Origin of the sequence: Actinobacillus suis ATCC 33415, from assembly GCF_000739435.1 — a bacterium.
Taxonomy (GTDB): domain Bacteria; phylum Pseudomonadota; class Gammaproteobacteria; order Enterobacterales; family Pasteurellaceae; genus Actinobacillus; species Actinobacillus suis.
Genome location: NZ_CP009159.1, coordinates 2,058,851 through 2,078,620, shown reverse-complemented (window position 1 = coordinate 2,078,620; position 19,770 = coordinate 2,058,851). Strand labels below are relative to the sequence as shown.

The 19,770-nt window shown below is 40.5% G+C and carries 19 protein-coding genes and 1 rRNA gene; 2 read left to right on the top strand and 18 right to left on the bottom strand.

Translation table 11 applies throughout. From position 1 onward, the window contains the following. Positions 1-86: 86 nt before the first annotated feature. The 12 genes from ASU1_RS09595 to mnmG form a co-directional block, all read right to left on the bottom strand. Positions 87-1,627: ribosomal RNA gene (locus ASU1_RS09595) — 16S ribosomal RNA — on the bottom strand. Between the two features lie 485 nt (positions 1,628-2,112). After that, positions 2,113-2,532: a F0F1 ATP synthase subunit epsilon gene (locus ASU1_RS09590; RefSeq protein ID WP_015674175.1), complete on the bottom strand. Its 420-nt coding sequence runs from the start codon at positions 2,530-2,532 to the stop codon at positions 2,113-2,115. Positions 2,533-2,571: 39 nt separating this feature from the next. Then, positions 2,572-3,945 carry a F0F1 ATP synthase subunit beta gene (atpD, locus tag ASU1_RS09585; RefSeq protein WP_005599061.1) on the bottom strand — a complete coding sequence of 458 codons (1,374 nt, stop codon included), beginning with the start codon at positions 3,943-3,945 and terminating at the stop codon, positions 2,572-2,574. Positions 3,946-3,958: 13 nt separating this feature from the next. Then, positions 3,959-4,825, bottom strand: a complete 867-nt coding sequence (atpG, locus tag ASU1_RS09580) for a F0F1 ATP synthase subunit gamma (RefSeq protein ID WP_015674174.1) — start codon at positions 4,823-4,825, stop codon at positions 3,959-3,961. A 22-nt stretch (positions 4,826-4,847) separates the two neighbouring features. Further along, positions 4,848-6,389: a F0F1 ATP synthase subunit alpha gene (atpA, locus tag ASU1_RS09575; protein WP_015674173.1), complete on the bottom strand. Its 1,542-nt coding sequence runs from the start codon at positions 6,387-6,389 to the stop codon at positions 4,848-4,850. 12 nt (positions 6,390-6,401) lie between these two features. Next, complete coding sequence (gene atpH / locus ASU1_RS09570; RefSeq protein WP_015674172.1) at positions 6,402-6,935, bottom strand: F0F1 ATP synthase subunit delta; 534 nt, start codon at positions 6,933-6,935, stop codon at positions 6,402-6,404. Positions 6,936-6,948: 13 nt separating this feature from the next. Next, a complete protein-coding gene (gene atpF, locus ASU1_RS09565) occupies positions 6,949-7,419 on the bottom strand; it encodes a F0F1 ATP synthase subunit B (protein WP_015674171.1) in 471 nt (156 codons plus the stop codon). Between the two features lie 59 nt (positions 7,420-7,478). Further along, a complete protein-coding gene (gene atpE / locus ASU1_RS09560; RefSeq protein ID WP_005599073.1) occupies positions 7,479-7,733 on the bottom strand; it encodes a F0F1 ATP synthase subunit C in 255 nt (84 codons plus the stop codon). A gap of 118 nt (positions 7,734-7,851) precedes the next feature. Then, positions 7,852-8,640 carry a F0F1 ATP synthase subunit A gene (gene atpB / locus ASU1_RS09555; RefSeq protein WP_015674170.1) on the bottom strand — a complete coding sequence of 263 codons (789 nt, stop codon included), beginning with the start codon at positions 8,638-8,640 and terminating at the stop codon, positions 7,852-7,854. A 24-nt stretch (positions 8,641-8,664) separates the two neighbouring features. Next, entirely contained in the window at positions 8,665-9,048 is a 384-nt protein-coding gene (locus tag ASU1_RS09550; protein WP_015674169.1) for an ATP synthase subunit I, read from the bottom strand. 344 nt (positions 9,049-9,392) lie between these two features. After that, on the bottom strand, positions 9,393-10,004 hold the full coding sequence (gene rsmG, locus ASU1_RS09545; protein WP_015674168.1) for a 16S rRNA (guanine(527)-N(7))-methyltransferase RsmG: 612 nt from the start codon (positions 10,002-10,004) through the stop codon (positions 9,393-9,395). Between the two features lie 98 nt (positions 10,005-10,102). Continuing rightward, entirely contained in the window at positions 10,103-11,995 is a 1,893-nt protein-coding gene (gene mnmG / locus ASU1_RS09540; protein ID WP_015674167.1) for a tRNA uridine-5-carboxymethylaminomethyl(34) synthesis enzyme MnmG, read from the bottom strand. A 472-nt stretch (positions 11,996-12,467) separates the two neighbouring features. Here mnmG and ASU1_RS09535 point away from each other — a divergent pair, with 472 nt between their 5' ends. After that, complete coding sequence (locus tag ASU1_RS09535) at positions 12,468-13,259, top strand: Cof-type HAD-IIB family hydrolase (protein ID WP_015674166.1); 792 nt, start codon at positions 12,468-12,470, stop codon at positions 13,257-13,259. 54 nt (positions 13,260-13,313) lie between these two features. Here ASU1_RS09535 and ASU1_RS09530 read toward each other — a convergent pair whose 3' ends face one another. The 5 genes from ASU1_RS09530 to ASU1_RS09510 form a co-directional block, all read right to left on the bottom strand. Beyond that, the gene (locus ASU1_RS09530; RefSeq protein WP_015674165.1) at positions 13,314-13,682 is read right to left on the bottom strand and encodes a hypothetical protein; all 369 of its coding nucleotides are present in this window, start codon (positions 13,680-13,682) and stop codon (positions 13,314-13,316) included. Positions 13,683-13,770: 88 nt separating this feature from the next. Then, positions 13,771-14,598: a PTS mannose transporter subunit IID gene (manZ, locus tag ASU1_RS09525; RefSeq protein ID WP_015674164.1), complete on the bottom strand. Its 828-nt coding sequence runs from the start codon at positions 14,596-14,598 to the stop codon at positions 13,771-13,773. 10 nt (positions 14,599-14,608) lie between these two features. Beyond that, positions 14,609-15,403 carry a PTS mannose/fructose/sorbose transporter subunit IIC gene (locus ASU1_RS09520; RefSeq protein ID WP_015674163.1) on the bottom strand — a complete coding sequence of 265 codons (795 nt, stop codon included), beginning with the start codon at positions 15,401-15,403 and terminating at the stop codon, positions 14,609-14,611. Between the two features lie 14 nt (positions 15,404-15,417). Next, complete coding sequence (locus ASU1_RS09515) at positions 15,418-16,386, bottom strand: mannose/fructose/sorbose PTS transporter subunit IIA (RefSeq protein ID WP_015674162.1); 969 nt, start codon at positions 16,384-16,386, stop codon at positions 15,418-15,420. Between the two features lie 168 nt (positions 16,387-16,554). Then, entirely contained in the window at positions 16,555-17,904 is a 1,350-nt protein-coding gene (locus tag ASU1_RS09510; protein WP_015674161.1) for a GntP family permease, read from the bottom strand. Positions 17,905-18,081: 177 nt separating this feature from the next. Here ASU1_RS09510 and ASU1_RS09505 point away from each other — a divergent pair, with 177 nt between their 5' ends. After that, a complete protein-coding gene (locus ASU1_RS09505) occupies positions 18,082-18,594 on the top strand; it encodes a gluconokinase (protein WP_015674160.1) in 513 nt (170 codons plus the stop codon). Positions 18,595-18,688: 94 nt separating this feature from the next. On the opposite strand, the gene gntR is transcribed toward ASU1_RS09505, so the two are convergent. Beyond that, positions 18,689-19,687: a gluconate operon transcriptional repressor GntR gene (gene gntR / locus ASU1_RS09500; RefSeq protein WP_015674159.1), complete on the bottom strand. Its 999-nt coding sequence runs from the start codon at positions 19,685-19,687 to the stop codon at positions 18,689-18,691. Between the last annotated feature and the right edge of the window lie 83 nt (positions 19,688-19,770).

The window sequence follows — 19,770 nt, the reverse complement described above, 5'->3', positions numbered from 1 at the left end:
TCAATAACTTTTCTCTCCATCTAACGCAAACGCTTATTCATTCATCAAACAATCTGTGTGAACACTTGCAGTCGCTTAATTCTTGGTAAGGAGGTGATCCAACCGCAGGTTCCCCTACGGTTACCTTGTTACGACTTCACCCCAGTCATGAATCATACCGTGGTAAACGCCCCCCCCGAAGGTTAAGCTATCTACTTCTGGTACAACCCACTCCCATGGTGTGACGGGCGGTGTGTACAAGGCCCGGGAACGTATTCACCGCAACATTCTGATTTGCGATTACTAGCGATTCCGACTTCATGGAGTCGAGTTGCAGACTCCAATCCGGACTTAGACGTACTTTGTGAGATTTGCTCCATGTCGCCATATTGCTTCCCTCTGTATACGCCATTGTAGCACGTGTGTAGCCCTACTCGTAAGGGCCATGATGACTTGACGTCATCCCCACCTTCCTCCAGTTTATCACTGGCAGTCTCCTTTGAGTTCCCGGCCAAACCGCTGGCAACAAAGGATAAGGGTTGCGCTCGTTGCGGGACTTAACCCAACATTTCACAACACGAGCTGACGACAGCCATGCAGCACCTGTCTCATGGTTCCCGAAGGCACTCTCGTATCTCTACAAGATTCCATGGATGTCAAGAGTAGGTAAGGTTCTTCGCGTTGCATCGAATTAAACCACATGCTCCACCGCTTGTGCGGGCCCCCGTCAATTCATTTGAGTTTTAACCTTGCGGCCGTACTCCCCAGGCGGTCGATTTATCACGTTAGCTTCGGGCACCAGACTTAAAGTCCAATCCCCAAATCGACAGCGTTTACAGCGTGGACTACCAGGGTATCTAATCCTGTTTGCTCCCCACGCTTTCGCACATGAGCGTCAGTACATTCCCAAGGGGCTGCCTTCGCCTTCGGTATTCCTCCACATCTCTACGCATTTCACCGCTACACGTGGAATTCTACCCCTCCCTAAAGTACTCTAGTTGACCAGTATGAAATGCAATTCCCAGGTTAAGCCCGGGGCTTTCACATCTCACTTAATCAACCGCCTGCGTGCCCTTTACGCCCAGTTATTCCGATTAACGCTCGCACCCTCCGTATTACCGCGGCTGCTGGCACGGAGTTAGCCGGTGCTTCTTCTGTAGTTAACGTCAATTACCAAATCTATTAAATTTGATACCTTCCTCGCTACCGAAAGAACTTTACAACCCGAAGGCCTTCTTCATTCACGCGGCATGGCTGCATCAGGGTTCCCCCCATTGTGCAATATTCCCCACTGCTGCCTCCCGTAGGAGTCTGGACCGTGTCTCAGTTCCAGTGTGGCTGGTCATCCTCTCAGACCAGCTAGAGATCGTCGGCTTGGTAGGCCTTTACCCCACCAACTACCTAATCCCACTTGGGCTCATCTCATGGCATGTGGCCTTGCGGTCCCACACTTTAATCCGAAGATATTACGCGGTATTAGCTACAGTTTCCCGTAGTTATCCCCCTCCATGAGCCAGATTCCCAAGCATTACTCACCCGTCCGCCACTCGTCACCCAAGGAGCAAGCTCCTTCGTGCTACCGTTCGACTTGCATGTGTTAAGCCTGCCGCCAGCGTTCAATCTGAGCCATGATCAAACTCTTCAATTCAAAAAGTTTAATCGCTCAATAAACTGCTTAGCTAAAGTTTACATATTACTTCAAAAGTAAAAATGAATTTCTAGTTTAAGCACCTATTAAGACTTCAAAATCAAAAATATTTTTTCAATTAAGTCAATCAACAAGTGCCCACACAGATTGTCTGATAAATTGTTAAAGAACAAAAAGAAACGACGCACTGGCAATCAATTTTAAATCGTTCACAACAGTGCGTCGTTGTGTGAGGTGCATTATAGAGAAATATGAAATCCTTGCAAGTACTTTTTTGCAAAAAGTTTAGAAAAATCTACCGCTTGCTAATTTTTAGAACAAAATGAACAAATTATTAACAATTGTAGAATAAAACTTAATTCTTTTTTTAAGTCTAAGAATTTTCACCGCAACGATATATAAGAATCATATTAATAAAATGCAGAAAAATAATTATAAAGAAGTAAAAAAAGAAAAACCTCAGTGAAAACACTGAGGTTTTTTGATTAACGTCTATTTGCTAATTTTGAATTTACGATTTCATAAACTCGTAATTTAGCAATTTCACGAGATAGTTTCGCAGAAAGTTCTGCATTATTTGATTTGCTTAATGTATCTTCTGCTTTACGTTTTGCAGCAAGAATTCGTTGTTGATCTAACTCTTCACCGCGAATCGCAATATCAGCAAGAACAGTCACGATAGTTGGCTGAACTTCTAAAAAGCCGCCAGACACATAGATAAACTCTTCTTTACCATCTTCAAGTGTGTATTTAACCATACCAGGTTTAATCGAGGTTAATAAAGGTGTATGTCCTGCATACACTCCTAACTCACCATCAATACCCGTTACACGAACGCTAATTACATCGCCATTAAAGATTTCTTTTTCAGCACTTACGATACTAAGCTCAAATTGAGATGCCATGTTGTTCTCCTTTAGTTCCTAATTGGGGTTAGGGAACAATTACATCTTGCTCGCTCTTTCCACTACTTCGTCAATTGAACCAGCCATATAGAACGCTTGTTCTGGGATATGGTCAAATTCACCTTCCAAGATACCTTTGAAGCCACGGATTGTATCTTTTAATGATACATATTTACCTGGAGAACCGGTAAATACTTCCGCAACGAAGAATGGCTGTGATAAGAAACGTTCGATCTTACGTGCACGAGCAACCACTAATTTATCGTCTTCAGATAACTCATCCATACCTAAAATAGCGATGATATCTTTTAACTCTTTATAGCGTTGTAATGTACCTTGTACGCCACGTGCTACATTATAGTGTTCTTCACCAACAACTAATGGATCTAATTGACGAGAAGTTGAATCTAATGGGTCAACCGCAGGGTAAATACCAAGAGATGCGATATTACGACTTAATACAACTGTTGAGTCTAAGTGTGCGAAAGTTGTTGCCGGAGAAGGGTCCGTTAAGTCATCCGCAGGAACGTAAACCGCTTGAACAGAGGTAATAGAACCTGTTTTAGTCGAAGTAATACGTTCTTGTAATACACCCATTTCTTCTGCAAGTGTCGGCTGATAACCTACCGCAGATGGCATACGACCTAATAATGCAGATACCTCTGTACCAGCTAAGGTATAACGGTAAATATTATCTACGAAGAATAATACATCACGACCTTCATCTCGGAATTTTTCCGCCATAGTTAAGCCTGTTAAAGCAACACGAAGACGGTTACCTGGTGGCTCATTCATCTGACCGTAAACAAGTGATACTTTGTCTAATACGTTAGAATCCGTCATTTCGTGATAGAAGTCATTACCTTCACGCGTACGCTCACCAACACCAGCGAATACTGAGTAACCAGAGTGTTCGATTGCGATATTACGGATTAATTCCATCATGTTAACGGTTTTACCTACACCCGCACCACCGAATAAACCAACTTTACCACCTTTTGCGAATGGACAAATTAAGTCGATAACTTTGATACCGGTTTCAAGTAATTCCGTGCTGTTTGATTGTTCTTCGTAGCTTGGTGCTGCACGGTGAATATCCCAACGAGCTTCTTCGCCAATAGGACCTTTTTCATCGATCGGCTCACCTAATACGTTCATAATACGACCAAGAGTCTTCGTACCAACTGGTACTTGAATCGGGTTACCCGTATTTTCAACTTTTAAGCCACGTTTTAAACCGTCTGATGTACCTAATGCGATACAACGCACAAGTCCACCACCTAATTGTTGTTGAACCTCAAGGGTTAAACCTGATTCAACTTTTAAGGCATCATATACTTTTGGTACTGCATCTTGCGGGAATTCAACGTCGATTACCGCACCGATAATCTGTACAATTTTTCCTGTTGCCATTACCTATTCTCCATTAAATTGCTGCGGCACCCGCAACAATTTCGTTTAATTCATTTGTAATGCTTGCTTGGCGAGCTTTGTTATACACCAATTGTAATTCATCAATTAATGTACCCGCATTATCTGTTGCGGCTTTCATTGCTACCATTCGAGCGGCTTGTTCAGAAGCAAGGTTATCGACAACTGCTTGATATACCTGAGTTTCTAAATAACGAACAAGTAAACTCTCCAATAAAACTTGTGGACTTGGTTCATAGATATAATCCCATGAACCTTTAGTTTCTAATTCATCATCTTCTAGTTTAGGTAATGGAAGTAATTGTGCAATAACAGGTTTTTGCGACATCGTATTTTCAAAACGGTTATAAGCGATATAAACCGCATCCACTTCACCATTGCGATAAGCGTTAATCATTTCATTAACCGCACCGACAATACGTTCCATTTCAGGATTATCACCTAAGCCCGTTACCTGAGATCTCACATTTAAACCGAGACTTTGGTAAAAGCTCACACCTTTTGAACCTACTAAGCCAAGCTCAACACTAACGTTTTTATCTTTCCACGTTTTAAATTCATTCAAAGTCGCTTTGAATAAATTGATATTAAGACCGCCACATAAGCCACGATCGGTTGATACGACAAAGTAACCAACTTTTTTAATATCTCGTTCAGTTAAAAACGGGTGCTTATAACCAATGCTTCCTTTAGCAATATGGCTAATCACCTTACGGATTGTTTCCGAATAAGGACGACCGGCAGCCATACGCTCTTGCGTTTTACGCATTTTAGAGGTAGCAACCATTTCCATTGCTTTGGTGATTTTTTGGGTATTTTTCACACTCGCAATTTTGGTTCTTATCTCTTTAGCACCTGCCATAATCTTTCTCCGCTAGTCGTGATTACCACGCACCGTTCTTTTTGAAGTCTTCTACGATAGCTTTTAATTGATCCTTGATTGAATCGTTATAATCGCCAGATTTTGCTAAATCCTTCATAAAATCAGTGTGATTGCTATTTGCGTAAGCAAGTAATGCAGACTCGAATGAACCGATACGCTCAAGTTCTACATCATCTAAATAACCGAATTCAGCCGCAAAAAGAACTAATGCTTGTTCACTTACAGGCATTGGCGCAAATTGTTTCTGTTTAAGTAATTCTGTTACTTTCTGACCATGAGAAAGTTGTTTACGTGTTGCATCATCTAAATCTGAAGCAAACTGAGCAAACGCTGCTAATTCACGATACTGAGCTAATGCGGTACGGATACCACCTGATAATTTCTTAATTACTTTAGTTTGCGCGGCAGAACCTACACGAGATACCGAAATACCTGGGTTTACCGCAGGACGGATACCTGAGTTAAATAAGCTTGATTCTAAGAAGATCTGACCGTCAGTAATAGAAATTACGTTAGTTGGAACGAACGCTGATACGTCACCCGCTTGTGTTTCGATAATCGGTAATGCAGTTAATGAACCAGTTTGACCTTTTACCGCACCGTTAGTGAAACGCTCTACATAATCTGCACTTACACGTGCTGCACGCTCTAATAAACGAGAGTGTAGGTAGAATACGTCACCTGGGAAAGCTTCACGACCTGGTGGACGACGTAATAATAATGAAATTTGACGATAAGCAACCGCTTGTTTAGATAAATCATCATAAACGATTAACGCATCTTCACCGCGATCACGGAAATATTCACCCATTGCACAACCAGAGTATGGTGCAAGGTATTGTAGTGCCGCAGATTCAGAAGCTGATGCTACAACAACGATTGTATTTGCTAATGCGCCATGTTCTTCTAATTTACGTACTACGTTAGCGATAGTAGATGCTTTTTGACCGATTGCGACATAGATACATTTAATACCAGAATCTTTCTGTGCAATGATCGCATCGATTGCTAATGCTGTTTTACCTGTTTGACGGTCACCGATGATTAACTCACGTTGACCACGACCGATTGGAACCATTGAGTCAACCGCTTTATAACCGGTTTGTACAGGTTGATCTACTGATTGACGGTCGATAACACCCGGCGCGATAACTTCAACCGGAGAGAAACCGTCATTATCGATTTCACCTTTACCATCGATCGGTTGACCAAGTGTATTTACCACACGACCTAATAAACCGCGACCTACCGGAACTTCTAAGATACGACCGGTACATTTAACCGTCATACCTTCAGCTAAGTCAGCATAAGGCCCCATTACTACCGCACCTACAGAATCACGTTCTAGGTTTAACGCAATAGCATAACGATTGCCAGGTAATTCGATCATTTCACCTTGCATTACATCAGCAAGACCATGGATACGAATAATACCATCGCTTACTGAAACGATTGTCCCTGTGCTTTGAGCTTCGCTCACCACATCAAATTGGGCAATACGTTTTTTAATCAATTCACTAATTTCAGTTGAATTTAGTTGCATTTTTTATTCCTCTTACAAGCTCAACGCTTGGCTTAAGCGATTTAACTGACCACGGCTACTACCATCAATGACTACATCATCATATTTAATAATAATGCCGGCAATGAGAGAATTATCTAATTGAACAGTTAAACGTACTTTTTGATTTAAGCGTTTTTCCATCGCGCTTGCGATTTTATCGATTTGTGCTTGACTTAATTCGCTTGCTGAAACAACGATAATATCTTTTACCGCTTCATGTTGCGCACGTAACTTAATAAATTCATTAAGTACCGCAGGTAACACAACAAGACGTTTGTTCTCAGCCATTACACGAATAAAATTTTGCCCATATTGGTCAAGCTGGTCGCCACAAATTTGGAGAAAAGTTTCCGAAATCTGACCGCTTGCAAGAGACGAATTAATATAATCCGCCACCTGTTCATTCTCAGCAACTAATGCTGAAAACTGTAACATTTCTTGCCATTTATCCAACTGACCTTGCTCTAAAGCAAAATCAAAAGCTGCTTTAGCGTAGGGGCGAGCTACTGTACTTAATTCTGACATCTGCCCCACCTTGTTATAGTTCTGCAACTAGCTTATCAATAATGTCATTGTTCGCTGCTTGATCAACAGAACGACCAACAATTTTCTCTGCGCCGGCAACAGCCAATGCAGCCACTTTTTGACGAAGCTCTTCTTGAACACGTTTACGCTCGCTTTCTACTTCTGCGCGACCTTGTTCAATAATACGTTGACGTTCAATTTCAGCTTCTGCTTGTACAGATTCTAAAATTTCATTACGACGTTTGGTTGCTAAATCAATAATTTTCTGTGCTTCTTCTTTTGCTTTGAGGATTTCTTGATCCGCTGCAGCTTTAGAATCTGCTTGTTCTTGTCTCGCTTTTTCAGCTGATGCTAAAGCGTTAGCAATATTCGCTTGGCGCTCTTCGATCGCTTTAATAAGCGGTGGCCAAACATATTTCATACAAAACGCAACAAACAGTGCGAATGCAATAAGTTGACCAATTAGTGTTGCATTTAAATTCACAACGCCCTCCTAAAAGTCGGTTAAGTTATTCAAAGAATAACGGAAAAGAGAGACCCGACTTATTTCAATAAATCAATGAACGGGTTCGCGAAGATGAAAAGTAAAGAAATACCTACAGCGATCATTGCGATAGCATCTAAAAGACCTGCCACGATGAACATCTTAGTTTGTAAGCTACTTGCTAATTCAGGTTGACGAGCAGATGATTCTAAGAATTTACCACCTAAGATAGCAAAGCCGATAGCTGTACCAAGAGCAGCGAAAGCTAATAAGATTGATGCACCAATAATTGTTGCTGTGATTACTGATTCCATAATGTTCTCCATTAAGATTGAGGAATTCGCCCGAAGGCAGGTTGTTGTTAATACAAATAATTCAAGCGATCAAACTTTTGCAAAATATTGAGAAAATTTAACCGCTCTTTAGGTTCGTTTAATGATCCGCTTTGTTATAAGCGATACTCAAATAAACAATCGTTAGCATCATAAAAATAAAGGCTTGAAGCGTAATAACTAAGATATGGAAAATAGCCCAAACCAAATGCAATGGAATACCTAACGCTTGTAATGCAAAGTTATCCGCCATATACATTACTGCGATAAGGATAAAGATTAGCTCACCCGCATACATATTACCGAATAAACGGAATGCTAAAGAAATCGGTTTTGCAAGTAGAGTTACCGTTTCAAGAATAAAGTTTACTGGAATAAATGCCCAATGATTAAACGGATGGAACGTATATTCTTTTACTAAGCCGCTAAAACCTTTTGATTTTACGGTATAGAACAGAATTAAGAAGAATACGCAAATAGACATACCTAATGTAGCGCTGATATCAGCTGTAGGTACGGCACGAAGGTAATGAATACCTAACATATTCGCTAACTGAGGTAAGAAATCTACTGGAACTAAGTCAATGGCATTCATAATAAATACCCAGCAGAAAATAGTGAGTGCAAGTGGAGCAATTACATTACGAGGTCCATGGAAGTTATCTTTAACTAAACCATCAACCCATTCAATAATAATTTCCACTAAGCATTGTAATTTTCCTGGTACTCCGGCAGTCGCATTTTTAGCAACTTTAGAAAATACAAAAAGGAAAATAACTCCAGCAAGAAGAGAAAAGAAGAGCGTATCTAAATGCACAGCCCAAAAGCCATCACCCGAAGCCAAAAAACTCAAGTGGTGGCTAATATATTCTGCGGTAGTTCCAGCCATAATGAATCCTTTTAGAATAAAAAATTAATGAGTTCGTTTACTTAAAATAAACGGAATGACATTATTAAAAAATAATGCCATTAAATACCCTACAAAAAACAGAACAATATGGAGAGAAGGAAGTAATTTAAAACACATAACCACTAATAAAATAGTGATTAACCATTTTAATCCTTCACCACGGTAAAATGCGCCCATTCTTGACTGATTTTTTGTAGTCTTTTTGAAAAAAATCCAATAAACAAAGACACAATGAGGGAGAAAACTTGATAAAGCACCGCCCAAGAATGAAATACCATCAACACCTTTCCAAACTATCAAGAAACCGACTGTACTTAGGAGAAGTAAACTCTCGATTTTTAATGCTCTTATATAGTGTTGTTTGGCTTTATTTATTACAGTAGACATCTTATTTCCTATCCAACAGGCTAATGCCCTCTGTAAAAAATGAAATGTTTCTTCAGATTATACGATACAAAACAATAGATTAAAATATGAAAACTTCACAAAAAAGCGATTTTTGCCTTTTTTGTTACAAAAAGGTTAACATTGCATTTTTTTATAGAAAAACATAAGAAAAAGTAAGCTGTCGCCAGTATTCTTTTTTCACATTCTATTTACATTATCAACAAAAATTTGGAAATTTTCCTATAATAAGAAGACTTATAACTAGCATATAAATAATACCTTTTATTCCAAAAGTAAAAAGTATCACTTAATACAAACATCCCAAATTTGACGGCACTCCATCATCACTTCATAAGTACAACTAAGTGACGTTCTCCGATTAATTCTGGAACTGTGAGTGTAAGCACTTGCTCTAACTGAATCGGCTTTTTAATGTCTTGCACTTCACTTTCAGCATAAATCCCTTTAAGCGCATAAAATTTACCTTGCGGATTCGGTAAATGGTAACACCAATCCACCATATCGTTTAGGCTGGCAAAAGCTCGGCTTAACACCCCATCAAAGGTCTGCTCCGTATATTCCTCTACGCGAGAAAGAACAGGGGTTACATTTGTAATTCCTAATTCACGTAATGCATTTTTAATAAAGGTAATTCGTTTGCCAAGGCTATCTAATAACACAAATTGTTTATCAGGATTTGCAATCGCAAGCGGAATCCCCGGTAATCCTGGTCCTGTTCCTACATCAATAAACTTTTCGCCCTGTAAATGCTCGCTTACCACTAAACTGTCCAAGATATGCTTCACTAACATTTCATCCGGGTTGCGCACAGAAGTAAGGTTATAGGCTTTATTCCATTTATCTAATAAACGCACAAAACCAACCAATTGCTCTTTCTGCTGATCGGTCAAATTAATTTGAGCTTGTACCAGCAAGCGGTCTAATTTTTGTTTCATTTTGCAAAATCCTTATGTTTTACACAATAAAACACGGAACATACTGAAAATAATCATTAAATTAATTTCCGTATATTCCGTGCTTCCTAATCAGCAAATTATAATTCGCCTCGTTTCAACATACCTTGCTTTTTCAAATTCACCAGCAGAATTGAAATCGCAGCCGGTGTAATACCTGAAATACGGCTTGCCTGCCCAATCGAAACCGGACGATGTTGCATCAGCTTCGCACGCACTTCGTTTGATAGGCTCTCAACTTTGTCATAATCAAATTCAGCCGGAATTAAAGTATTTTCATGACGTTTATGACGTTCAATCTCATTTTGCTGATGTTCGATATAACCTTGGTATTTAATCGAAATTTCAACTTGTTCAGCTGCTTGTTTATCGTCTAAAGCAGGCGCAAAAGCAGCGACTTGCACAAGTTTGTCATAGGTCACTTCCGGACGGCGTAATAAGTCTTCACCGCTTGCTTCACGGGTAAGCGGACTACTTACCAATTCATTGACTGCCGCTAAATGTTCCGATTGCGGGTGAATCCAAATTTGTTTTAGACGTTCGCGCTCACGCTCGATATTTTCCATTTTTTGATTAAATCTCGCCCAACGTGCATCATCAATCAAGCCTAATTGGTGTGCAATCGGGGTTAAACGGATATCAGCGTTATCTTCACGTAGCAATAAACGATATTCCGCACGTGAGGTAAAGACACGATACGGCTCTTTAGTGCCGAGCGTGCAAAGATCGTCAACCAATACACCGGTATAAGCAAGATCACGTGTAGGGAACCATGCCTCTTTGCCCTGAACCTGTAATGCGGCATTAATACCTGCTAACAAGCCTTGTGCTGCCGCTTCTTCATAACCTGTTGTACCGTTAATCTGGCCGGCAAAGAATAAGCCTTCAATCGCTTTGGTTTCTAAAGTCGGTTTAAGATCACGAGGGTCGAAATAATCATACTCAATCGCATAACCCGGTTTGATAATACGAGTGTTCTCCAAACCTTTCATCGAATTTACGATACCCATTTGAACATCAAACGGTAAGCTGGTTGAAATCCCGTTCGGATAAACTTCAATTGTACTTAAACCTTCCGGTTCGAGATAAATTTGGTGACTGTTGCGATCACTAAAACGCATCACTTTATCTTCAATAGACGGGCAGTAGCGAGGACCGATCCCTTCAATGATACCAGTGTACATTGGGCTACGATCTAAGCTATTGCGGATCAAATCGTGCGTTTGTTCATTGGTATGTGTGATATAGCAAGGAATTTGACGCGGATGAAGATCAACTGAGCCCATAAATGACATTACAGGTAATTCTGCATCGCCATGTTGTTTAGCCAATACGTCAAAATTGATCGTACGAGCATCCAAACGTGGTGGCGTACCTGTTTTAAGACGATCAACGCGTAAATTTAGATCACGTAAACGATCTGCAAGCATCGTTGCAGCAGGATCACCTGCTCGACCACCAGCATAGTTATCTAAACCAATATGAATTTTACCGGCAAGGAAAGTACCTGCCGTTAATACCACAGAACGAGCTTTAAAGGTGAGCCCCATTTTAGTTACAGCGCCCACCGCACGGTTATTTTCAACTAAAATATCAACCACTTCTTGTTGGAAAATATCTAAATTTGGCTGATTTTCTAATGCAGTTCGTACAGCTTGGCGGTAAAGCACACGGTCGGCTTGTGCTCGAGTCGCACGTACGGCTGGTCCTTTCGAGCTATTTAAAGTACGGAATTGGATCCCCGCTTGGTCAGTAGCTATTGCCATTAAACCGCCCATAGCATCGATCTCTTTTACTAAATGGCCTTTACCGATACCACCAATCGCTGGGTTACAAGACATTTGTCCTAAAGTATCTACATTATGTGTTAAGAGTAGGGTTTTTAGTCCCATACGAGCAGGAGCAAGCGCTGCTTCTGTCCCTGCGTGGCCTCCACCAACCACAATTACATCGTAAATTTCACGATAAATCATATTCTTTGCCTTTGCTGTTTTATATTCTGTTTCGCCTAAATAAAAAGATCGCTATTCTACCTTAAAACATATCGATCTGGAAAATGCAATTTTGGATCTGAAACGTGATCTTAAGTTCGGATCCGCAGATCGTTAATAGTAATATAGATCTATATATAGAGATCTTTATTGTTATAGTTATTAGTGCTTTAGATATTTGAGGATAAGTCTATTTTTCATAATAGAATCATAGCGTTACAGAAGATCTTTTTGTGTAAAGATCTTGAATGTTATTATGATCTTAATTGTGGATAAAAGGCTTAGTTATCCACAGAAGGGTAAAAATTTAAAGTTATTCTAGAATAGATCTCAAGTTTTAAAGAGGAAAATATAAAGTTATCCACAAACGAAAAAATAAATTATTGATGTAAAAATTCATTTAAAAGGCGTATAGTAAGCATACTAGTTAACAAATAAAAATGGAGTGAAGATAATGCAAACGACTCACTATCAAGCCGTTTTTAGCGATATTGACGGCACGTTGCTCAATAATCAGCATCAAATAACACCTAAAACGGCAGCTGCTATTCAGCGTATCGCTCAACAGAACATTCCCTTTATTCTTGTCTCCGCTCGCCCGCCTCTAGCTATCACTCCTTATTCTCAACAGCTTCAAGCGAATCAGCCTATTATATGTTATAGCGGTGCATTAATTTTAGATCGTAATCTAACCCCTCTTTATAGTATCTCCATCAATGAAACGGATCTTATTCAATTAGATCTGCAACTACAAAGTTTTCAGCATTTATCTATTAATTACTATGCGAATACCTTATGGTTTAGTAATGATGTTGATAATTATTGGACCAAGCAAGAGGGGGAAATTACCGGTTTACAAGCGGTTAAAAAAGCCGAAAAACTTACCAATGTTCATAAGATCTTGGTTATGGGTGAGGCTGATGAAATTTTGCGATTAGAAACGTTATTGAAATCACTTTTTCCACAACTTTCCATTCATCGTTCTAAGGCGGAATATTTAGAGATCATGAATAGTAAGGCAACGAAGTCGAAAGCGATCCGCTTTATGCAACAAAAACTAGGGATCACTAGTGAACATATCGTTGCCTTCGGCGATAATTTTAATGATCTTGATATGTTACAGTATGTAGGTTTCGGCGTGGCGATGGCGAATGCGCCGGATGAGATTAAAGCTGCAGCGAGCTATGTGACGGCATCAAATAATGAGGATGGCATTGCATTAGTACTAAATAAGCTATTTCCATAAAGAACAAGCGGTCGTCTTTTGGCAAAAAATTGCAAGAATACGACCGCTTATCCATTATTGGCTATTTTGTTTGACAAAATTGAGTAATGTGTCTATTTCGTGTTTTGCTTGCTCGGAAAGCACTTTATTGTCGTTTAACATTTGTGTGCCGCGCAAGCGGATAAATTCTAAATAATCTTTGTTTTTGCTCTGCTCATATTGCTGTTTTGCCGCATACATCTCCGCAAAATATTTACGAGTTTGACTAATTAACATCTTTTGCCCGAACATCACAATAATCGCTAATGCAAGTGCAATCACCGATCCGTAGCCGTCAGTTGGGTAATATAAAACGCCAGCAATAATAAATAATGCGGTAACTAACATCGAACTGTTTTTGATATATTGTTGTTCTGGCGCTTTTAATGCTTTCTTTAAATCCATTGCAAAATTTCCTGTAAATTTGACCGCTTGTATTATAAAAAATACCCCCTCTAGGATAAAGAGGGGGTAAATCATTTGTATGGGATGATTAAGCTAAGATACCTAACCAATAGCCTAAAATACCGACGCCGAATAGTGCGAAGATAATGTACATCGCATTTACTTTCTTACGTAATAACCACATACATAAGAAGGTAAGCAATAACGCTGCAAGCCCCGGTAATAAGTCATTCAGTACGCTTTGCACGGTGGTAACCACTTCTTTACCCATTGCGTTTTTATAGCGAGAAAGCTCAAACGGTATGTTGATACTGGTCCACTTCGACACCAAGGAACCCATCACAAATAAACCGAGAATAGAAGCGCCTTGCGTGACTTTTTGCAGACGGCCGCCGCCCATATCCGAAACGATTTCCGTCCCTTTTTGGTAACCGTATTTGAAACCGTACCAACGAGTTAAGGCACGACAAAGGTTAATACCGATAAAGAATAATAATGGACCTAAAATGCTACCGCTAATCGCTAAACCTGCACCGAGAGCGGCTAATACCGGACGTAATGTTCCCCAGAAAATCGGGTCGCCGACACCAGCAAGCGGCCCCATTAAACCGACTTTTACCCCGCTAATTGCCGCATCGTCAATCGCTGCACCGTTCGCACGTTCTTGTTCCATCGCTGCGGTTACGCCCATAATTGCTGAACCGACCCATGGTTGCGTATTGAAGAACTCTAAATGGCGTTTTAATGCTGCCGCTTGATCTTCTTTACGGCTGTAAAGACGTTTAATCGTTGGGATCATTGATACACAGAAGCCCATTGATTGCATACGTTCAAAGTTAAATGATCCTAAGAGGAAAGTTGAACGCCAATAAGTCGCTCGAATATCTGCACTGGTAAGTTGTTTTTTCTCTGACATAATTTGCTCCTTATAGACCTTCTAACTCGTTATCCGCTAATTTTTTAGTGGTGCGAGGCGCTGCTACCGATTGGTTGAATTGTGGGTTTAATTGGATGTAAAGCATCGCTAAACATGCACCTAAGAAACCAAGACCGACTAAGTTGTAGTTTGAGAATGATGCAATCACAAAGCCCATAAAGAAGAACGGCATTAACGCACCGGCACGCATCATATTGATAACCATCGCATAACCTACCACCACGATAAAGCCACCAGCGATTTGCAAGCCACGGGTTACGACTTCAGGAATCGCATTTAACACTTCGGTTACAGTATCCGTACCTGCTACCAATGCAACGAAGAAAGTTGGAATTGCTACACGTAACGCTTGTAAAGAAAGACCGGCAAAGTGACAGAACTCAATGCCACGGAAGTTTGCTTGTTCGGCAAATTTATCCGCTTTATGTTGTAAGAAGATGGTTAAAGTACGCACGAAGATAGTCAATACTTGACCCGCAGCTGCTACTGGAATTGCAATAGCGATTGCCGTACCTTTATCTTGACCGCCTTTAATCACTAAGATTGCTGCAATCACAGATGCTAATGCAGCATCAGGTGCCATTGCCGCGCCTACGTTCATCCAGCCTAATGCTAACATTTCAAGTGTACCACCCACGATAATACCGGTTTGTAAGTCGCCTAACACCCAGCCGATTAAGGTACAAGCCACAAGCGGGCGGTGAGTTTGGCGTTCATCAAGTACGGAACCCATACCGCAGATTGCAGCGACTAAGGTTACTAAAATAATTTCAATACTAGTCATAAGAAAATCCTTAATTAGAATTTGATTGCATCAAGACGTGCTTTATCAAGCGGTTCTTTTTTGTTTGCCGCCACTTGTTGTAACGACATATCTACGCCTAACTCGAGGAGTTTGTAGAAGGCGGCTAAATCGGTTTGGTTAATCGCCACCGCTTGAGAGATAAGTTTGTCGCCTTCACGGAAAGTCATACCGCCGACATTGACATTTTTAATGTTCACGCCGCCTTCAATTAAGCGAACGATATCTGACGGGTTGGTGACCAACCAAATAATGTTTTTATCGGCGTATTTAGGGTTATGCCAGACTTTGATCGCTTTATCGACCGTAATCACATAGCCTTTTAAATGTTCAGGAACGATTTGTAGCAATAATTCACGGCGAATATCGTCATTTGCCACTTCATCACTGATCGCAAAAATTGCTTCGCATTTCACCGTTTTCGCCCAAGATGTCATCACTTGACCGTGAATTAAACGGCTGTCGATACGCATTAATGAAATATTCATACGTCCGTTTGGATCGAAATTGGCAGGAAGAGATGAGGATTCTTCGGAAGAGGCTTCTTCTGATGGAACTGGAGATGTTGGTTGTGGAGTATGGAAAGTTTTAACGCTTAAGTGTCCGACTTCTTTTGCCGTTGCAGCAAGTTCGGTTGCCGTTTTTGCATCGGCTGAAGCATCCATAACTTCAAGTAACATTGGTAGGTTAGTACCGGTCACAATATCGTCTTGTGGACGTTTTGCGACAATTCTGGCTGCTGCGTTGTACGGGCTACCGCCAAATAAATCGACCAAGAACAGGACGCTATCGGTAGGCTGAAGCGTGGCAATAATCGCTTCATATTTTTCGACTAGCGTATCTTGACCTTCTCCCGGCACAAAGATAACCGGATGAACATTATCCGTTTCTCCATATACCATTTGTGCGGAATTGACCAACTCAAGGGCTAATTTTCCATGAGCGGCAATGATCAAATGCACCATTTTTCACCTCTGTATTTGTATAATTTCTTAATTTGCTAAACCGCTTTAGCGGTGTTGCGAGAATATGTAATCGTTTGCTTTTTTGCAAATGGATAATGATAAATATGAGATCTAGATCAGTTTTTTTATAAAAAAAGCCCTTTGTTAATAACAAAGGGCTTGTGATTTTTAAAGCAAAATACTACCGATCAGAGCAATGATAAAACCGACTACACCAATGGAGGTTTCTAATGCCGTCCAGGTTTTTAATGTGGTTTTGGTATCCATTTCTAGGAAGCGGCTCATTAACCAGAAACCGGAGTCATTTACGTGAGAAAGTACTGTCGCACCGGAAGCAATTGCAATCACGATAAAGCAAAGGTCAAATTGACTTAAATCGGTTGAAGCCGCAACACTTGGTGCAATTAATGCCGCTGCAGTGGTTAATGCTACAGTTGCTGAACCTTGTGCGACACGCATCGCCACCGCAATAATAAATGCCGCCACAATAATCGGCATACCGGTATCCGAGAGCATTGAAGATAAGACATCGCCGATACCGCTGGCACGTAATACACCGCCAAACATACCGCCCGCACCGGTTACCAAAATAATCGAACAAATAGGGCCTAATGCATTGTTACATAAACTTTCGATTTGTTCGTAGCTACGCTCACCACGTAATAACATAATCGCTAGTAATAAAGTGATTAATAACGCTACGGGGGTTTTGCCAATTAAACGTAGGCTTTGTACCCAAAGTTCAGAACCGTCAATCACTTTAGCCACACTTAATGTATTTAAACCGGTATCAAATAAAATTAAGAAGATCGGTAATACTAAAATAAAGAGAACACGTCTGAACGATGGTGGTGTTTGTACCGAGGTTTCACTAATTGCTGAAGCATTTAGGAATGATTTTGGTAATTCTACATGAATGCGTTTACTGATAAACATGCTGAAGAGGTAAGTACCAATATACCAAGTTGGAATAGCGCAAATTAAACCGACAATCACCATTAATCCCATATTCACGCCAAGTAGATCACCGGAAGCGACCGGACCCGGATGTGGCGGTAGAAAAGCGTGCATCACCGCAAACGCACCGGCAACCGGAAAGGCATAACGTAATACCGAACCGCCGAATTGTTTTGCTACGCTAAATACAATCGGTAACATCACCACCAGACCGGCATCGAAGAAAATCGGGAAACCGAAGAGTAATGCCGCCACACCTAATGCGAATGGTGCTTTTTGTTCGCCGAATTTATTGATCAGCGTATCAGCTAATACTTTTGCCCCACCGGTAATTTCCAATAAACGGCCAATCATCGCCCCTAAACCGACTAATAAGGCGACTGATGCCAATGTATTGCCGAAACCGCTAAGTAAAGTTGGCAGAATTTTATCCACCGGAATACCTGCAGCCAGTGCAGTTAATAAACTGACAATCAGTAATGCGACAAACGCATGTACTTTGAATTTTATGATCAATACCAATAGCGCAATGATCGCTACCGCCATAATGAAAATTAACATAAGAACCTCGAACAGAAGTATTAAATTGTTACTGGTAACATAAATTTAATCGTTTGCGATGTAAATAGATTGTTAGAATTAATTTTAAATTTGCGAAGTACATCACAAATTTAAATGTTACCTGTAACATAAGGCAAAAAAATCTGTTATGTTGAAAGGAAATAGGAGGAAGCTCAAATGAAATCTGGTCAAAGTTTTATTTTAATGGGTGTATCAAGCACCGGTAAAACCACAATAGGCAGTGAAGTGGCGCGCCGTTTAGGCATTAAATTGATTGATGGCGATGATCTGCACCCGAGAGCGAATATCCTCAAAATGGGTCAAGGACAACCGTTAAATGACGAAGATCGTTTCCCATGGTTGGAACGGATTAATGATGCTGCATTTAGCTTAGAACAAAAAAATGAAATCGGAATTATTGTTTGTTCGGCATTGAAAAAGAAATATCGTGATCAAATTCGCCAAGGCAATCAAAAGGTGACGTTTATTCATTTACACGGTTCATTTGAGCTGATTTTAGAGCGAATGAAAAAACGCAAAGGCCATTTTATGAAAACAGAAATGCTGAAAAGCCAGTTTGATACGTTAGAAATTCCTCAAGCGGACGAACCAGATGTGATTTCGATTGATATTAGTGGCAGTTTTGACGATGTGGTACAACTGTGCGTACAGGCAATTCAAGCTCAGTGATAAAGATAACGGGATTAAATAGGACGGAATGTTGAGTAGAACAAGCGGTCATTTTCTGCAAATTTTTTGCGAAATTTGACCGCTTTTTTATCGCCTAAATTGTTTCACCGATATGAATCTTATAGCCAAGATTAATCATTTCATCTTGTGGCGTTTGGTGATTAATTCGATTTAGTAATTGCTGGGCGGCAACTTTGCCGATTTCAAACCGAGGAGTTATCACGCTCGCCAATTGTGGGGTAATCGATTGACCAACATCGTGTCCGTGAAAGCCGGCAATTGCAATTTGTTGCGGCACTTTAATACCTAGGCGTTGGCATTCGAACAGTGCGCCAATCGCCAAATCGTCATTGGTGCAGAAAATACCGTCGATATTCGGATATTTTTCTAACGCAATGTGTAATTGACGAGCACCTAACGTAAATGAAGAGGATTCTTCTGTTGCAATAGTGTAAGGCGTTAGTTTATGCTTTTGCATGGCAAGTTCGTAACCACGCATTTTTAAACGAGTACGTTTATCCATTCTTGCCGAAAAATAAACCACTTGGCGGCAACCACGTTTGATCATGGTTTCAACCATGGCTTGAGCAGCAAAAATATTGTCAAAACCAACCGCTTGTTGTTGCCCTTTTTCACTGGTATCCATAATCTCAATCACAGGGATTTTTGCGACACTTAACATTTTGAGCGTACGCTCACTATGGTGATTTTCCGATAAGATCAATCCATCCACATGATAAGAAAGGAGTGATTCAATGCGTTGTTCTTCTTTTTGTTCGCTATAGCCGTAGTGGGCGAGCATGGTTTGATAACCGGCAGCATCAGTTACACTTTCAATCCCTTTTAACACATCGGCAAATACCTGATTGGTTAAAGACGGCAGCAACACGCCAATCGCTTTACTTTTTGCATTGGACAGAATATCCGGTGCACGATTCGGAATATAACCGAATTGTTCAATCGCAACGGCGATTCGTTTACCGGTATCTTCCGCCACCGAAGCCGGATTGCGTAAATAGCGACTAATTGTCATTTTGGTAATGCCTAAATGTTCGGCAATATCTTGTAAAGTCGGGCGTTTATGTTTGCTCATAGGATTAAATTTTGTGAAGTATGTCGCTATTTTAACGGAAAGTATGATTTTATGTTTTATTTGCAAAATGACAAGCGGTAAGA

Coding starts and splice junctions, on each gene's coding strand:
- ASU1_RS09590 (WP_015674175.1), bottom strand. CDS start 2,532: ATGGCATCTCAATTTGAGCTTAGTATCGTAAGTGCTGAAAAAGAAATC.
- atpD (WP_005599061.1), bottom strand. CDS start 3,945: ATGGCAACAGGAAAAATTGTACAGATTATCGGTGCGGTAATCGACGTT.
- atpG (WP_015674174.1), bottom strand. CDS start 4,825: ATGGCAGGTGCTAAAGAGATAAGAACCAAAATTGCGAGTGTGAAAAAT.
- atpA (WP_015674173.1), bottom strand. CDS start 6,389: ATGCAACTAAATTCAACTGAAATTAGTGAATTGATTAAAAAACGTATT.
- atpH (WP_015674172.1), bottom strand. CDS start 6,935: ATGTCAGAATTAAGTACAGTAGCTCGCCCCTACGCTAAAGCAGCTTTT.
- atpE (WP_005599073.1), bottom strand. CDS start 7,733: ATGGAATCAGTAATCACAGCAACAATTATTGGTGCATCAATCTTATTA.
- atpB (WP_015674170.1), bottom strand. CDS start 8,640: ATGGCTGGAACTACCGCAGAATATATTAGCCACCACTTGAGTTTTTTG.
- ASU1_RS09550 (WP_015674169.1), bottom strand. CDS start 9,048: ATGTCTACTGTAATAAATAAAGCCAAACAACACTATATAAGAGCATTA.
- rsmG (WP_015674168.1), bottom strand. CDS start 10,004: ATGAAACAAAAATTAGACCGCTTGCTGGTACAAGCTCAAATTAATTTG.
- mnmG (WP_015674167.1), bottom strand. CDS start 11,995: ATGATTTATCGTGAAATTTACGATGTAATTGTGGTTGGTGGAGGCCAC.
- ASU1_RS09535 (WP_015674166.1), top strand. CDS start 12,468: ATGCAAACGACTCACTATCAAGCCGTTTTTAGCGATATTGACGGCACG.
- ASU1_RS09530 (WP_015674165.1), bottom strand. CDS start 13,682: ATGGATTTAAAGAAAGCATTAAAAGCGCCAGAACAACAATATATCAAA.
- manZ (WP_015674164.1), bottom strand. CDS start 14,598: ATGTCAGAGAAAAAACAACTTACCAGTGCAGATATTCGAGCGACTTAT.
- ASU1_RS09520 (WP_015674163.1), bottom strand. CDS start 15,403: ATGACTAGTATTGAAATTATTTTAGTAACCTTAGTCGCTGCAATCTGC.
- ASU1_RS09515 (WP_015674162.1), bottom strand. CDS start 16,386: ATGGTGCATTTGATCATTGCCGCTCATGGAAAATTAGCCCTTGAGTTG.
- ASU1_RS09510 (WP_015674161.1), bottom strand. CDS start 17,904: ATGTTAATTTTCATTATGGCGGTAGCGATCATTGCGCTATTGGTATTG.
- ASU1_RS09505 (WP_015674160.1), top strand. CDS start 18,082: ATGAAATCTGGTCAAAGTTTTATTTTAATGGGTGTATCAAGCACCGGT.
- gntR (WP_015674159.1), bottom strand. CDS start 19,687: ATGAGCAAACATAAACGCCCGACTTTACAAGATATTGCCGAACATTTA.